This window comes from Lichenibacterium ramalinae, assembly GCF_004137085.1.
GTDB lineage: Bacteria > Pseudomonadota > Alphaproteobacteria > Rhizobiales > Beijerinckiaceae > Lichenihabitans > Lichenihabitans ramalinae.
This window is the reverse complement of sequence record NZ_QYBC01000010.1, coordinates 50254-65390: the sequence shown is the minus strand read 5'-3', so window position 1 is coordinate 65390 and position 15137 is coordinate 50254. Positions and strand designations below refer to the sequence as shown.

Genomic DNA, 15137 nt, shown 5'->3' with positions numbered 1-15137 from the left:
CATGAGCGTCGTCACGGAAGACCTGCCCGAAGGCAAGCGACAGCGGATCGAGGTGTCGGAGCTGTTCCGGCGCTACGGCACCGCGGCGATCTTCCTCGTGCTGGTGATCGGGGCCGCCTCGCAGTCTCAGGCGTTCCTGACCGAGCGCAACGTCATGAACGTGCTGCGCCAGGTGGCGCCGACCGGCATCATGGCCGTGGGCATGCTGTTCGTCATCCTGACCCGCGGGATCGACCTGTCGGTCGGCTCGCTGCTAGCACTCGGCAGCGTCAGCTGCGCGCTCACCGCCGCCGCGGGAAGCGGTACGCCGGTCGCGGTCGCGGCGGCCGTCGGCGCCGGGGCGGCGGCCGGGATCGTGACGGGCGTGCTGGTCGCCTACGCGGAGCTGCCGCCCTTCGTCATCACCCTCGCCATGATGACGGCCGCGCGCGGCAGCGCGCTGATCCTCGCCTCCGGCCAGCCCATCATGATGGGCGACCCCGGCGAGGCGCTGACGGACTTCGGCTCGGGCTTCGTCCTCGGCGTGCCCCAGCCCGTGATCCTGATGTTCGCGGTGTTCGTCGTGGCTGGCGTGGTGCTCAACTTCACCAAGTTCGGCCGCATTGTGAAAGCCATCGGGTCGAACGCCGAGGCAGTGCGGCTGTCCGGCATCGCGGCGCCCCGCTACGTGATGGCGGTCTACGTCATCTCGGGTGCGCTGGCGGCCACGGCGGGCATCATCAGCGCCAGCCGCACCGGCGTCGGCTCGGGGTCCATCGGCGTCGGGGCCGAACTGGACGTCATCGCCGCAGTGGTGATCGGCGGCGCGAGCCTGATGGGCGGGCGCGGCGGCGTGGTCAACACCCTGCTCGGCGCCCTGGTGATGGGCGTCATCGGCAACATTATGAACCTCGCCGACGTCCCGGGCTACAATCAGCAGGTCTTCATGGGCGGCATCATCGTGGTGGCGATGCTGCTCCAGTACGGCGCGCGGTGGCTGCGCCGATGACCGCTCCCAGGCCGAAGGACCTCACCCTCTCGATCGACGTCGGTACCGGCAGCGTCCGTGCCGCCCTGGTCTCGGCCGACGGCGCCATCCTCGCCATCGCGGCAGTCGAGCAGCACCAGATCGTGCCCGCCTTCGGGTGGGCCGAGCAGGCGGTGGAGGGGTGGTGGCAGGGCGTCACCCAGTCGATCCGCGCGGTGCTCGACAAGGTGCCCGACGCCGTCCATCGCGTCGCCATGATCTGTGCCTGCGGACAGATGCACGGCACCGTGCTGGTCGACGAGGCCGGCCGGCCGACTCGGGCCCACGCCCCGCTCTGGAACGACAAGCGGACGGTCGGCCTCGTGACGGCCTACGAGGCCGCGCACCCGTCGGGGGACTATCTGGGACTGAGCGGCAATCCGGCGACGCCGGCTTGGCCCGGCTTCAAGCTGGCCTGGCTCCGCGACCACGACCCGAGCGCCTTCTCACGCGCCGCCCACGTCCTGATGCCGAAGGACTTCATCAACCTGCGCCTCACGGGCGCCGTCGCTATGGACCGGGGGGACGCGTCATGCTCGTTCCTTATGGACCCCGCGACAGGCGCATGGTCCTCCGTCATGGCGGCCTCGCTTGGGCTCGACACGAGCAAGCTGCCTCCGATCCGCGAAGGGCTCGACATCATCGGGCTTGTCACCCCCGAGGCCGCGGCCGCCACCGGCCTCCTCGCCGGGACGCCCGTGCTCGTCGGCGGCGCAGACTACCCCATGGCGCTCTACGGCTCCGGCGTCTGCCGCCCGGGTCTGGCGTCCGATGTGACCGGGACGTCCTGCATCCTGACGGTGATCGCCGAGCGGCCTTTGCTCGATCCCGAGATCTGCAACGTCGCCACAATCGAGGGCCATTGGGGACCCTTCGTGCTGCTTGAAACGGGCGGCGACGCCGTACGCTGGGCCCGGCGTGCCTTCCACCAGAACCGCATCGGCTACGACGCGGTGGTCGCCGAGGCGGCCCAGGCGCGGCCGGGCTGTGACGGCCTCTTCTTCCTGCCCTACCTGTCGGGCGAGCGGCTGGGGCAGCACCGCAACGCGCGGGCCCAGTACTTCGGACTCGCAGCGGCCCACGGCCTGCCCGAACTGGAACGCGCCACACTCGAAGGCGTCGCCTTCGCGGCCGCCCGCCACCTCAGCATCATGGAGGACGCGGCCGGCCGGCGGGTGGAGCGGGTCGTGGCCTCCGGCGGGGGGGCAAAAACAGAGCTCTGGCTTCGGATCAAGGCCAGCGTCTACGATCGCCCGATCCTGGTCCCGGCCGAACCCGAATGCGGCGTGGTCGGGTGCGCCGCCATGGCCCAGACCGCGGCCGGCCGCTTCGGCAGCCTCGACGAGGCCGCGGCGGCCATGGTCCGCTATGCCGCCGAGGTGCCGCCCGAACCGGCCTGGGCCGACACCTACCGGCGCATGCAACCACTCTTCGACCGCCTCTACCGGAGCGCCCAGGCGTTCTACGGGGACCTCGACGCCTTAGCGGCGGCGAACGCCGCGCCGCAGTCACCGGCAGGTCATTGACGTCGCGACCTCTCCCAAGAGCTCGCTGGCGCCGGAGGAGGCCCATGTAACGTCGGCTAACGACCCCTCCAAGACGTTCAGTGCCGATCCCGTTTTGATCCAAAGCAGACATCGACGAGCTCGATCGACCCGAGCCGCGATCGAAGGCGGCAGCGCCTGTAAACTCATCAATCTGGGGATCCTTGAGGCCGACTGAAGCCTCCATTGAAATCTGTTTTTGGACTCTGACCAATCAGAACTCGATTTAGGCGCCGTGAAGCCGACGAAATCTCGTGCTCGTGAATTCTGAGTCGTTTGCAAGCGCCAGGTCATTTTCGTACCGAAATACAGGCTCACCCTCTCGCACCATCCTGACGGGACCTTGATGGTCGGCGCCTTCGTAAGTGACACCGAGCCTTACAGTAATGCTTGCCTCTTGCTGTCCTGAAAAGATGCGGCGTGGTCGCACCTCAGCGTTGCCTCTTACCGACAACGCGCGGCTGGGTCTACTACGACCGGATCAGGGCGGCATCTTCGCCTAGCGCCCTGAGCACGGCCCGGATCGCCAGCAGGAAGTGCTCGGCCCCGGTCGATGCCGGGATGCCGTGACGCGTGATGATGCCGTAGGCGCCCATCACGGCCGGCAGCGCCGGCGACAAGCGAACGAGGGTACCTTGATCCTCGTAGAATCGCGCCACGTCCTCCGGCAACACCGCTACAGTGTCGCTTTCACTCAGCAGCGCCACGATGGTCATGATCGACGCGGTTTCCACGAGGTCGGCTGGCGCCTCGACGCCGGTCTCGCGGAACAACGGAGCCAGCACGCGACGCATAGGGCTATCGCGAGGCAGCAGCGCGAAGGGTCGGTCGATGACATCGCGCAGGATAAGGCCATCCTGTCCTGCCAGCGGGTGACCGGCGCGACCCACCACGACGAGTCGTTCGTCGATCAAGGCCTCGTAGGCCACCCCGGTTTCGGGCCCGATTTCCCAGGGGCGCGCCACGAGGACGTCGAGATCGTCGCTCAACAGCAGCGGCAGGAGGTTGTTGCTTGTGTCAATCGAAACCTCGACCACGATCAACGGCTGGTCCCGCTTCAACCGCGCGATGGCGCGCGCTATCAGGAAGGGAGCGGCACTGTGCACTGCGCCGACGCGCACGCGCTGCGGTCCGCCTTCGGCGAGCCGATCCATCTCCCGCTGCGCCCGGTCCAACGCCTCCGAGACGACCCGGGCATGCCACATCATCACGTCGCCGAAGCCATTCGATTTGAGGCCGCGCGGCGAGCGCACGAAAAGGGGGCGACCCACCACTTTCTCCAGCCCGCGCAAGAGCTTCGTGGCCGCTGGTTGCTCGATCCCGAGCGCCAGCGCAGCGCGGCGTAGGCTGCCATGCTGCCCCAGCGCGACCAGGAGTTCAAGGTGCCGGGTTTTCACGCGGCTCAGGATCGGCTTGGGAGGCAAGCTTCTCATAGCGGGAGGGCCGCTCCGGGGATGGCCAGAAAGCTATCACTGGCGGCGAAAGATGCCATCTGGTCGATGTGTCCGACCAGGGCCAAACTCTTGAAAAATTGCGATCTGGCACCCGCGGGAAGGCAATAGGGAGAAGCGGCATGGAGGTCTCGCGGCATCGCGACAATCCTGAGGGCTTAGCCGAGGGCACGACGCGCGACGGGGTCTCGCCGCCGCTCTACGATGGCCCGATGGTGGACGCCCATCATCACTTTTGGGATCCGATCCGAAACCATCACCCCTGGCTCGCCCCGGGCGTCAGCATCCCGTTCCGCTACGGCAACTACGACAGTATCAAGGGCCCGTACCTCCCGGAGGACCTTCGGCGCGACGCTGCCGGGCACGACCTGCGCGAGAGCGTCTATGTCGAGACCGAGTGGGATCCGACGGACCCGCTCGGCGAAACCGGCTACGCGGCCTCCCTGGCGGCGCGTCACGGTTGGCCCAACGCCATCGTGGCCCAGGCCTGGCTCGACCGCGGCGACGTGACCGACGTCCTGGCGGGGCAGGCCTTGCAGCCGCTGGTGCGGAGCATCCGCCACAAACCCGGAGGTCCGACCCGACCGGACGAGGTCGGGACCTCGCGAACACTCATGTCGGACGAGACCTGGCGTCGCGGGTTCGCCCTGCTTGAGAGCCACAGCCTTCACTTCGACCTGCAGACGCCGTGGTGGAACCTCGACGAAGCGGCGCGCCTCGCCGACGATTTTCCCCGGACCACCATCGTGCTGAACCACACGGGACTACCGTTGGACCGCAGCGACGCCGGCCTGCTGGCTTGGCGTGCCCACCTCGATCGTTTCGCGGCGCGGCACAACACGGCTATCAAGATTTCCGGCCTCGGCCTGCGGGGCCGGCCCTGGAGCGCCGACGGGAACCGCCGCGTCGTGGAAGAAGCCATCGCGGCCTTCGGCCCCGCGCGGGCGATGTTCGCCAGCAACTTCCCGGTCGACCGCCTGTGCGGAACCTACGATGCCATCATGACCGGCTTCAAACGCATCGTGGCGGGCCGGCCCGCGGCCGAACAGGTGGATCTTTTCTGCGGCACCGCCCGCCGGATCTACCGCACCGGTCCCTGAGACCCGTGTTGGACCGGTAAAGATCGCGTCGGCGATCCCGGCCCGGTGGGAACCGCCCCCGACAGAAGGGCGGGCAAAAACAGCGACGATCCAGGGCCGCCACGGCCCGACCGAGGGAGGTCCAGAACCATGTCGTCCATCACCCGTCCGCTCGCCGCCGCAGCCGCCGAAACGGGCCCGCGCTCCGGCGTGCGCTGGCGCATCTTCGGCATCGTGTTCCTGCTCGTCACGCTGAACCTCGTGGACCGCACGGCGCTCTCCATCGCCATGCCGACCATCGCTAAGGAATTCGATCTCTCCCCCACCCTGCAGGGCGTGCTGCTCAGCGCCTTCTTCTGGTCCTATGCCGCCCTTCAAATCCCCGGCGGCTGGCTGATCGACCGGTTCGGCCCACGCCGGCTCATCACCGGCGCCACGGTCCTATGGGGCCTGTTCCAGACCCTGGCGGCATTCGCAACCGGAGGACTGAGCCTCCTGCTCACGCGCGTCGGGCTCGGGGCCGCCGAGGCACCGCTGTTTCCCTCGGGCGCGCGGCTCAGCGCCGATTGGTTGGCGCCCGGTGAGCGCGGGCGCGGCGCCGTACTGATGGACAGCGGCGGGCCGCTCGGCGCGGCCTTCGGGGGCGTCGTCATCGCCTCGCTGATCCTGACCTTCGGCTCCTGGCGCACGGCATTTCTGATCGCCGGCCTGGCCACCATGGCGGTCGGCTTCGTGGCTTGGCGATACCTGCGCGACGATCCCGCCACCCACCCTGGGGTCAATGCCGCGGAACTTGCCCACATCCGCGGCGAGGGATCGACATCCCGGGTCGCCGACGTCGCGGCCGTCCCGGAGGCCATCGCGCCCCGCTCGGTCGCCGGGCTGCTGGCCGGGCGCATGGGTTGGGCCATGATCAACTTCGGCCTCCTGACCTGGGGGCCGAGCTACCTCGTGCAGGCCAGGCACTTTGACCTGAAGCAGATCGGCTACTCGACCTTCGTGATCTTCCTGTGCGGCATGGCGGGATCGCTCTTTGCCGGCTTCACGGCCGATGCCCTCATCAATCGCGGCTACGCCAGGGCCGGCGTGTACAAGGCCATGCTGGCCGTGTCCGGTTCCGCCACGCTCGTCAGCTTCCTCGTCCTGCCGCAGGTCGCGGATCCCGTCGGCGCCATCGCGGTGTTGTCCACCACATTGTTCTTCCTCTACTGGGGGAGCCTCTACTGGAGCCTGCCGGCCCTGCTCGCGCCGCGGGGCAAGATCGGGCTGCTCGGTGGCGTGATGAACTGTGCCGGCAGCGTCAGCGGCGTCGCGGTCCCGATCATCACCGGCGCACTCCTGCAGGCCACGGGAGCGTACGGGGCGGTCCTGGCCTTCTTCGCCGCCTGCGCCGGCCTCTACATCCTCGGCACGCTGATGATCGCCTTCCCGCGCAAGGCTGCGGAGACAGTCTGAAACATGACGCTGCGCCCGCCTGTCCATTGTATGACAGGCCGCGCGGTGACCGATCCTTCCCGGCACCGGGGTGGAGACAGGACATGACGATGACCACGGGCTTCGACGCGGGCCCGCCGATGCAGCGACGGAACCTACACGACGACCTCGTGGAGCGGCTGCGCGACATGATCATCGCCGGCACGCTCGCGCCCGGAACCCGCGTCCACGAGGGGCAGGTCGGCGCGGCGCTCGGCGTCTCGCGCACACCCCTGCGCGAGGCTTTGAAGTTCCTGGCCAGCGAGGGGCTGATCTCGTTACAGCCCGGCCGCGGCGCCGTGGTGAGGGCCCTCACGCGGCGCGACGTCGAGGGCATGCTCGACGTGCTGGTGGTGCTGGAAGACCTCGGGGCTCGCCTCGCCTGCCGACTGGCGACGGCGGCGGACGTGGTTCGGATCCGAGCGCTCCACGACGCCATGATGGCGTTCTACGCCGCCGGGGACCGGCTCGAATATTACAAACTCAACCAAGCCATCCACACCGGCATCGTGGCCTTGTCCGACAACGCCTGCCTGGTCGAGACCCATGCCGGCATCCAGATGCGGCTGAAGCGAATTCGTTTCATCGGCAACGAGCAGCAGGCGAAGTGGGACGGCGCCGTCGCCGAGCACGTCGAGATGATCGCAGCGCTGGAAGCCCGAGATGAAGAGCGTCTGGCCGCCATCATGCGGCTGCACCTCAACCGGACCTGGGACCGGGTACGGGACGTAGTCTGAGGCGCTACGTCTCTTCTGAATGCTGTATGCAGCATGTTGCATGTCGGCGGTACGCGTGCCAGAGTGGTCTGACAGAAAAGGCCGACCAGGGGAAACACCATGAGCCGATCCTTGCCCACCATCGCGCTCGCCATGGGCGACCCCGCCGGCATCAGCCCCGAACTCACCGCCAAGGTCATGGCTCTGCCCGATATCCGGGCCGCCGCGCGCTTCATCGTCATCGGCGACCGCCGCCTGTTCGAGGCCGGCGCCCGTACGGCGGGGACGGCGGCCGACGTTCCCGTCGTGAGTTCGCTCGACGAGGCCCTGAAGCCGACCGACGGGCCGGTCTTCGTCGACATGCGCAACTGCGACCCCGCCGCCATCGCGGTCGGGGTGGTCAGCCGAGAGGGCGGCGCCGCTGCGGTGCAGAACTTCCGCGCGGCCATCGACCTCGCGGGCGCGGGCCACATCGATGCGCTCTGCTTCACGCCCTTCAACAAGGGCGCCATGCGCCTCGCCCACCCGACCTACACGGACGAGATCGTCTTCCTTGACGAAGTCCTCGGCACCGAGGGCACGGCCAGCGAGTACAACATCATGAACGGGATCTGGAACGCCCGCGTCACCTCGCATGTCCCGCTGAAGGGCGTGGCCGAACTGATCACGCGGGCCAACATCGACCGCGCCATCGCTCGCACCCGCACCAACATGATCACGGCCGGCTTCACCGAGCCGCGGATCGCTGTCGCGGCGCTGAACCCGCATGCGGGGGACGGCGGCAATTTCGGCCGCGAGGAGATCGAGGTGATCGGGCCGGCGGTCGAGGCCGCCAAGGCCGAGGGCTACAGCGTCGAGGGGCCGTTCCCGTCCGACACCGTGTTCCTGCGCGCCAGGGCCGGCGCCTTTGACGCCGTGCTGACGATGTACCACGACCAGGGACAGATCGCCATGAAGCTCATCGGCTTCGACACCGGCGTGACGCTGCTCGGCGGCTATCCGGTGCCGATCGCCACCCCGGCCCACGGCACGGCCTACGAGATCGCCGGCCAGGGCGTCGCCAATGTTGGGGCGACGCGCCAAGCCCTGCTGCTGGCCGCCGAGATGGGCCGCCGGGCCCGCGAGGCCACCCCGGCCCACTGAGCGACCCCGAGCCCCGGGCAGACCAGCCGAACGGCGGCGTCCGGATCTCCGTCCCCGCGAGGGGCAGCCGAGGGAGGACGGCGGTGAACTACCAGTTCGACTTCAGCTTCCTGTGGGATCCCGACAACAGCTATTGGCGGGACATCCTGCACGGCACTTGGCTCACGGTCGAGCTGACTCTGCTCGCCATCGTGCTCGGCTTCACGCTCGGGGCCGCCTGCGCCATCGGCAGCACGAGCCGCATGCCCGCCCTGCGCCGCGCCATCGCAGTCTACGTCGAGGTCATCCGCAACACGCCGCTGCTGGTCCAGACCTTCTGGCTGTTCTTCGGCCTGGCCAGCATCGGCTTCAAATTCTCGGCTTTCACGGCCGCCGTGATCGCCCTGACGGTCAACATCGCCGCCTACACGAGCGAGATCATCCGCTCCGGCATCGAATCCGTGCGCAAGGGCCAGATCGAGGCCGCTGAGAGCCTCGGCCTGTCCCGCATGCAGCTCCTGTTCGACGTCGTGCTGCCCCCGGCCATCGAACGCGTGCTGCCCTCCCTGTCCGGCCAGTTCGTGCTCATGATGCTCGCCACGTCCATCATGGCGCAGATCTCGACCGAGGAACTGATGGCAGCGGCGAGCCGCATCCAGTCCGAAACCTTTCGGGGTTTCGAGATCTACATCGTGGTGGCGGTGGTCTACCTCGCCCTGACGGTGGCGCTCCGCTTCGCCTTCGCGCTCCTGGCCTGGGCCGCCTTTCCGCGCCGCCGGCGCCTCGGCACGCCGGTGTGACGCCCATGACGTTCTCGCTCGCCAACCTCGTCTACCTGCTCCAGGGCACGCTCTGGACCGTCGCGCTCGCCCTGCTGAGTTTCGTCGGGGGCGGCGTCCTCGGGCTCGCCGTGGCCTTGATGCGCGTGTCGCGCTTCGGCGCGCTGCGCTTCGCGGCCGGAACCTGGATCCAGGTGATCCAGGGCATCCCGCTGCCGGTCCTGATCTTTCTGTCCTACTTCGGGCTCGGCGTCACGGGCTTCGACGTGCCGGCGCTGGCCGCCGCGGCCCTGTCGATCGCGGTCAATTCCTCGGCCTTCCTGGGCGACATCTGGCGCGGTTGCATCCAGGCCGTCGCCAAGACGCAATGGGAGGCGGCCGACAGCCTCGCGCTCAACGGGTTCCAGCGCATGGTCGACGTGGTGCTGCCCCAGGCCATCCGTCTCGCCATTCCCGCGACGATAGGCTTCTCGGTGCAGATCATCAAGAACACGTCCTATGCGGTGGTGATCGGCTTCATCGAGCTGACGCAATCGGGCAAGATCATCAACAACGCCCTGTACGAGCCCTTTCTGATCTTCACCATCGTGGGCCTCGTCTACTTCGCGCTGTGTTCACCATTGTCGAACGCCAGCCGCCGCCTCGAAGCGCGGCTGCGGGCCCGGGGAGCCTGACCATGACGCTGCATGCCACCGCCCCGGCTCCGGCCGTCGAGCCCGCCGCCGCCGCCCCGGCGGTGCGCTTCAATGCCGTGCACAAGAGCTTCGGCACCCTCGAAGTGTTGAAGGGCATCTCCTTCGCGGTCGGCCGCGGCGAGGTCGTCTGCCTCATCGGCCGCAGCGGCTCGGGCAAGAGCACGGCGCTGCGCTGCATCAACGGGCTCGAGCGCATCACCACGGGGTCGATCGACGTCTGCGGCCACGTCGTGTCGCCCGACGGCAGGGCCGACCTCCACGCCGTCCGCAAGCGGGTCGGCATCGTGTTCCAGAGCTACAACCTGTTCCCCCACCTCACCGTCGAGCAGAACATCACGTTGGCGCCGCGGCGGGTGAAGAAGACCGCGCCGGCCGAGGCCCGCGCCATCGCGGCCGACGTCCTGGCCAAGGTCGGGCTCTCGGACAAGCGGGACAGCTATCCCGAGCAGCTCTCGGGCGGCCAGCAGCAGCGCGTCGCCATCGCGCGGGCGCTCGCCATGCAGCCCGAGGTGATGCTCTTCGACGAGGTGACCTCGGCGCTCGACCCCGAACTGACCGGCGAGGTGCTGAAGGTGATGGAGGACCTGGCCCGGGGCGGGATGACCATGGTGCTGGTGACCCACGAGATGGCCTTCGCCAGCCGCGTCGCCGACAAGATCATCTTCATGCACCAGGGCCGCGTCCACGAGGCCGGCCCGCGCGACATGCTGTCCCGGCCCGAAACACCGGAACTCCGGCAGTTCGTCGGCACCGGGCTCTGACCTGAAGAAGACACCACGGGAGGACCTTATGAAGACCAACAGGATCCTGGGCCTGGCCTGCCTGGCGGCGCTCGCTGCGGCGCTTCCCGCGCGGGCCGACACGCTGTCCGACATCAAGGCGCGCCACAAGCTCCTCGTCGGCATCGACCTCGGGCTGCCCCCCTACGGCACGGTCGACGCCGCCATGCAGCCGACGGGCTCGGACGTCGAGGCGGCGCGCCTGCTCGCCGCCGATCTCGGGGTGGAACTCGAGATCGTGCCAACCACCGGCGCCAACCGCATCCCCTTCCTGCAGACCCACAAGATCGACGCCGTGATGGCCTCCTTCTCGGTCACCGAGGCGCGCAAGAAGGTGGTCGACTTCTCGATCCCCTACGGCGTCATCTCGATCATCTGCGCAGCCCCGGCCGAGATCGCTATCAAGGACGCCAAGGACCTCGAGGGCAAGACCGTGGCGGTGACGCGCGGCACCGGCGCCGACGCCGACGCCACCAAGCTCGCCAAGGCCGACGACAAGATCAGCCTCGTGCGCTTCGACGACGACGCCACCCTCATCACGGCCCTGTCCTCGGGCCAGCAAGACATCATGATATCGGCCCCAGCCCAGATGCGCGATACCAACAAGCGCGCATCGCGCCAGCTGGAACAGAAGTTCCTGTTGCGCACCAACGGCTACGCGGTGGGACTGCGCAAGGGCGATGCCGCCCTCAAGCAGGCCGTCGATGCCTGGATCGAGAAGGACCTCGCCGACGGCAAGCTGCGCACTTCGTTCAAGCAGTGGCACGAGGCGGAGCTGCCTGCCGACATGCCGAAGGAATGATCCATTTCCGCCCGGGCGGCGACCCGTCCCCGGCGATCCCTGCCAGCAGGACACGTGCCATGCCCGACCCGATCCATGCACCGCGCTACACCCGCGACACCTGGCCGATCGCGGCCGCCATGATTCAATATCCCAACATCCTGCCCGACGGCCGCTCGGTGCAGGATCAAGCCCCGGAAGACTGGGCCGCGACGCTGGCCGACATCGTGGACGCGGGCTTCACCGAACTCGATCCGACCGACGCCTGGCTCCGCATCGCGGACCTCGCCCCGGCCCGGCTCGACGCCTTCATGGGCGTGGTGAAGGGACTGGGCCTGACGATTCCCGCCATCTCCACGGCTCGCAAGAACCTGATCGACCCGGAGCGGGGCTCCGAGATGGTGGCCTATGCCCACCGCGTGATCGACACGGCAGCGGGTATCGGCGCCCGGTCGGTCTCGCTCGGCCTCTTCGGGGGCCTCACCGAGGCGCAGAAGAAGGCGCTCTGGTTCTGGACCGTGCAGGGCGAAAGCAATCCCGACGACCCCGACAGCTACGCCCTCGCGGTCGCCCGGGTGCGGGAACTCGGCCGGCACGCCGAGGATGTCGGCATCGAGATCGCGCTCGAGATGTATGAGGACACCTATATCGGCACCGCCGACGGCACGGTGCGCTTCGTCACGGATGTCGGGCTGCCCAATGTCGGGATCAACGCGGACCTCGGCAACCTCATCCGCCTGCACCGTCCTGTCGAACATTGGTTGCGCATGGTGGAGAAGACCATGCCCTTCGCCCGCTACTGGCACGTCAAGAACTACATGCGTACCGAAGACGAGGCGACCGGGCTAGTGGTGACCGCCCCGACCTCGCTCGAACTCGGGCTGATCAACTATCGCACCGCCATCAGGCTGGCGCTGAGCTACGGCTTCAACTCGCCGTTCTTGTGCGAACACTATGGCGGGGATGGCATCAGCGTCAGCGCCACCAACCGAAACTACCTCCGCACCCTCCTGCCGCGCGCCCCGGAAGCCAAGCCATGACGAGCATCGTCGATCGTCCCGAGGACTTCGCCACCGCGGCCCTGGCGGGGTTCTGCAGCCTCCGCCCCGACCTCGTGCGGCCGGTCCGCGGCGGCGCCGTCCGTGCCGCCGCGGCCCCGCCCGGCAAGGTGGCGGTGGTGACGGGCGGGGGCTCGGGGCACTTTCCGGCCTTCGCGGGATATGTCGGCGTCGGGCTCGCCGACGCGGCGGTGGCGGGCGACGTCTTCGCCTCGCCCTCCGCCCAGGCCGTGGCCCACGTGGCGCGCACGGCCGACCACGGCGGGGGCGTGCTGCTCTGCTTCGGCAATTATGCCGGCGACGTCCTGAACTTCAGCACCGCCGCCGAGCGCCTGCGAGCCGAGGGGATCGACGCGCGCGTGCTCGCCGTGACCGACGACGTCGCCAGCGCCCCGGCCGAGCGCCGGGACCTGCGCCGCGGCGTCGCTGGCGACCTCATGGTGCTGAAGGTCGCCGGCGCCGCCGCCGAGGCCGGCATTCCGCTCGACGAGGTCGAACGGCTCGCGAACCGCGCGAATGACCGAACGACGAGCTTCGGGGTGGCGTTCTCGGGCTGCACCCTGCCGGGCGCCGCGGGGCCGCTGTTCACCGTGCCGGAGGGCCGGATGGCGGTGGGCCTCGGCATCCACGGCGAGCCGGGCATCGACGAGGTCGACCGGCCGACCGCGGCCGCGCTCGCGGCGCTGCTGGTCGACCGGCTGCTGGCCGAGCGCCCCGAGGGCGCGCCCCGGGCCGCCGTGGCGCTGAACGGGCTCGGCCGCACCAAGCACGAAGAATTGTTCGTCCTGTGGGGGCGGGTGGCCGAGATTCTGGCACGAGCCGGGGTCGAGATCGTCGATCCCGCGGTCGGCGAGCTCGTCACGAGCCTCGACATGGCGGGATGTTCCCTCACCCTGACGTGGCTCGACGCGGAGCTGGAGCCGCTCTGGCGGGCCCCCGTGCGCAGCTTCGTGCTCGAACGCGGCCTCGTGGCGGCCGAACCCGCCGGCGCGGTCGTCGAGGCGGTCGAGCCCGACGAGGCGGTCGCGGCGACGTCGGAGGCGGGACGCGCCGCGGGCCTCTGCGTCGCCACCCTGCTCGACGCCGTGGCGGCCGCCATGCGCGACGCGGAAGACGAGTTCGGGCGTCTCGACGCGCTGGCCGGCGACGGCGACCACGGCCAGGGCATGGCGCGCGGATCGGCCGCCGCCGCGGCCGCCGGGCGGGCTGCGGTCGGTCAGGGCGCCGGCCCCGCCACGCTGCTGGCGAAGGCCGGCGATGCCTGGGCCGACCGTGCCGGCGGCACCTCCGGTGCGCTCTGGGGCTTGGCGCTCCGGAGCTGGAGCGCCGCCCTCGACGACGCCGCCGCCGTGACGGCCGAAGCCGCGGCGGCCGGCGCCCGGGCGGCCCTGGCGGCGATCGCGCGGGTCGGCGGGGCCGAGGTCGGCGACAAGACGCTGGTCGACGCGCTGGCGCCCTTCGTGGCGACGCTGTCCGAAGCGGTCTCGGCGGGCCGGCCGCTCGCCGAGGCCTGGACCCTGGCGGCCGCGGCGGCCGAACGGGCCGCGGCCGCGACGGCCGCGCTCCGGCCGCGGCTCGGCCGCGCCCGCTCGCATGCGGAGAGGAGCCTCGGCCATCCGGACGCGGGCGCGGCCTCCCTGGCGCGCTGCGCGTCGGTCGTGGCCGGCCGGCTGGCCCGGCCCGGCGACGCGCCATGACGGCCGAGCCTCGGGAGGATGGTCTCACGGCCCTGCGGCGTGCCCTGCCCGAGGGCATCGTCGACGCCCATCACCACCTCTGGGACCTCGACCAGGGGCGCTACCCGTGGCTGCAGGATGCCTATGACGGGGAAGGCTTCTTCCTCGGCCCCTATGCGGCGCTGCGGCGCGATTATGCGCCCGGCGACCTCCGCAACGACACCCTCCCGCTCCGCCTCGCCGCCACCGTCCACATCGAGGCGGAGCGGGACCGGGCCGACCAGCTCGGCGAGACGCGGTGGCTCGAAACCATCCACGCTGCCTCTGGCCTGCCGACCGTGCTGGTCGGCCATGCCTCGTTCCTGCAGGCCGACCTCGACGCGCTCCTGGCCGCTCAGGCGGCTTCCCCGCTCATGCGCGGCATCCGCTCGAAGCCGGTCACGGCGGACAGGGCCGGCGCGACGGTCGAAGGACGGTCGTGCACCCTTCAGGATCCGGCCTGGCTCCGCGGGCTGTCGCGGCTCCGGGCGTTCGGCCTGTCCTGGGACCTCCGCGTGCCGTTCTGGCATCTGGCCGAGGCCGCGGAGGTGGCGGCGTCGCTTCCCGACCAGCCGATCGCCGTCAACCATTGCGGCTTGCCGATCGACCGCTCACCCGAGGCGCTCGCGGTGTGGCGCCGCGGGCTCGCCGCCTTAGCGGCCTCCCCCAGGGTCGTGCTGAAGCTGTCGGAACTCGGCCTCAGGGGCGGTGTCTGGGACGGGCCCGGCAATGCCGCGGTCGTGCGTGACGCCGTGGCGATCTTCGGGGTGGATCGGGTGCTCTACGGCAGCAACCTTCCGGTCAGCAGCCTGTCGGCCCCGATCCCCGCGATCGTGGACGCGGTGCTCGCCGGCCTGCCGGATCACGAGCCCGCGACCTTGCGCGCAGTCTTCGCCGACAATGCCCGGCGGTTCTACCGCATCTGACGGCAGGCCACCG

At 69.7% G+C, this 15137-nt stretch carries 14 protein-coding genes; 13 read left to right on the top strand and 1 reads right to left on the bottom strand.

What is annotated here, in order from left to right; genetic code table 11:
• Position 1: 1 nt before the first annotated feature.
• A complete protein-coding gene (locus D3272_RS12990) occupies positions 2 to 988 on the top strand; it encodes an ABC transporter permease (RefSeq protein WP_129219632.1) in 987 nt (328 codons plus the stop codon).
• The gene (locus D3272_RS12985) at positions 985 to 2532 is read left to right on the top strand and encodes a xylulokinase (protein WP_129219631.1); all 1548 of its coding nucleotides are present in this window, start codon (positions 985 to 987) and stop codon (positions 2530 to 2532) included. Before D3272_RS12990 ends, D3272_RS12985 begins: the two co-directional genes overlap by 4 nt.
• Positions 2533 to 3020: 488 nt before the next feature.
• Here the strand turns inward: D3272_RS12985 and D3272_RS12980 are convergent, their stop codons facing one another.
• Positions 3021 to 3974: a LysR substrate-binding domain-containing protein gene (locus D3272_RS12980; protein WP_165361334.1), complete on the bottom strand. Its 954-nt coding sequence runs from the start codon at positions 3972 to 3974 to the stop codon at positions 3021 to 3023.
• 149 nt (positions 3975 to 4123) lie between these two features.
• Here D3272_RS12980 and D3272_RS12975 point away from each other — a divergent pair, with 149 nt between their 5' ends.
• The 11 genes from D3272_RS12975 to D3272_RS12925 all read left to right on the top strand — a co-directional run bounded on the left by D3272_RS12975 (position 4124) and on the right by D3272_RS12925 (position 15124).
• Positions 4124 to 5101 (top strand): amidohydrolase family protein, encoded by a 978-nt coding sequence (locus D3272_RS12975; RefSeq protein ID WP_129219629.1) that lies wholly within the window; start codon positions 4124 to 4126, stop codon positions 5099 to 5101.
• A 129-nt stretch (positions 5102 to 5230) separates the two neighbouring features.
• Positions 5231 to 6535, top strand: coding sequence for an MFS transporter (locus D3272_RS12970; protein WP_129219628.1), 1305 nt, complete (start codon positions 5231 to 5233; stop codon positions 6533 to 6535).
• Between the two features lie 83 nt (positions 6536 to 6618).
• Positions 6619 to 7290 (top strand): GntR family transcriptional regulator, encoded by a 672-nt coding sequence (locus tag D3272_RS12965; protein WP_129219627.1) that lies wholly within the window; start codon positions 6619 to 6621, stop codon positions 7288 to 7290.
• Between the two features lie 99 nt (positions 7291 to 7389).
• Positions 7390 to 8412: a 4-hydroxythreonine-4-phosphate dehydrogenase PdxA gene (locus tag D3272_RS12960; protein WP_129219626.1), complete on the top strand. Its 1023-nt coding sequence runs from the start codon at positions 7390 to 7392 to the stop codon at positions 8410 to 8412.
• A gap of 83 nt (positions 8413 to 8495) precedes the next feature.
• Positions 8496 to 9191, top strand: a complete 696-nt coding sequence (locus tag D3272_RS12955) for an amino acid ABC transporter permease (RefSeq protein WP_129219624.1) — start codon at positions 8496 to 8498, stop codon at positions 9189 to 9191.
• A 5-nt stretch (positions 9192 to 9196) separates the two neighbouring features.
• Positions 9197 to 9844 (top strand): amino acid ABC transporter permease, encoded by a 648-nt coding sequence (locus tag D3272_RS12950; RefSeq protein WP_129219623.1) that lies wholly within the window; start codon positions 9197 to 9199, stop codon positions 9842 to 9844.
• A gap of 2 nt (positions 9845 to 9846) precedes the next feature.
• Positions 9847 to 10626, top strand: a complete 780-nt coding sequence (locus D3272_RS12945; protein ID WP_129219621.1) for an amino acid ABC transporter ATP-binding protein — start codon at positions 9847 to 9849, stop codon at positions 10624 to 10626.
• Between the two features lie 28 nt (positions 10627 to 10654).
• Positions 10655 to 11446: a transporter substrate-binding domain-containing protein gene (locus D3272_RS12940; RefSeq protein ID WP_129219619.1), complete on the top strand. Its 792-nt coding sequence runs from the start codon at positions 10655 to 10657 to the stop codon at positions 11444 to 11446.
• A 59-nt stretch (positions 11447 to 11505) separates the two neighbouring features.
• Positions 11506 to 12465 (top strand): sugar phosphate isomerase/epimerase family protein, encoded by a 960-nt coding sequence (locus D3272_RS12935; RefSeq protein WP_129219617.1) that lies wholly within the window; start codon positions 11506 to 11508, stop codon positions 12463 to 12465.
• On the top strand, positions 12462 to 14180 hold the full coding sequence (locus D3272_RS12930) for a dihydroxyacetone kinase family protein (protein WP_129219615.1): 1719 nt from the start codon (positions 12462 to 12464) through the stop codon (positions 14178 to 14180). Before D3272_RS12935 ends, D3272_RS12930 begins: the two co-directional genes overlap by 4 nt.
• Positions 14177 to 15124, top strand: a complete 948-nt coding sequence (locus D3272_RS12925; protein ID WP_129219613.1) for an amidohydrolase family protein — start codon at positions 14177 to 14179, stop codon at positions 15122 to 15124. Before D3272_RS12930 ends, D3272_RS12925 begins: the two co-directional genes overlap by 4 nt.
• Positions 15125 to 15137: the final 13 nt, after the last annotated feature.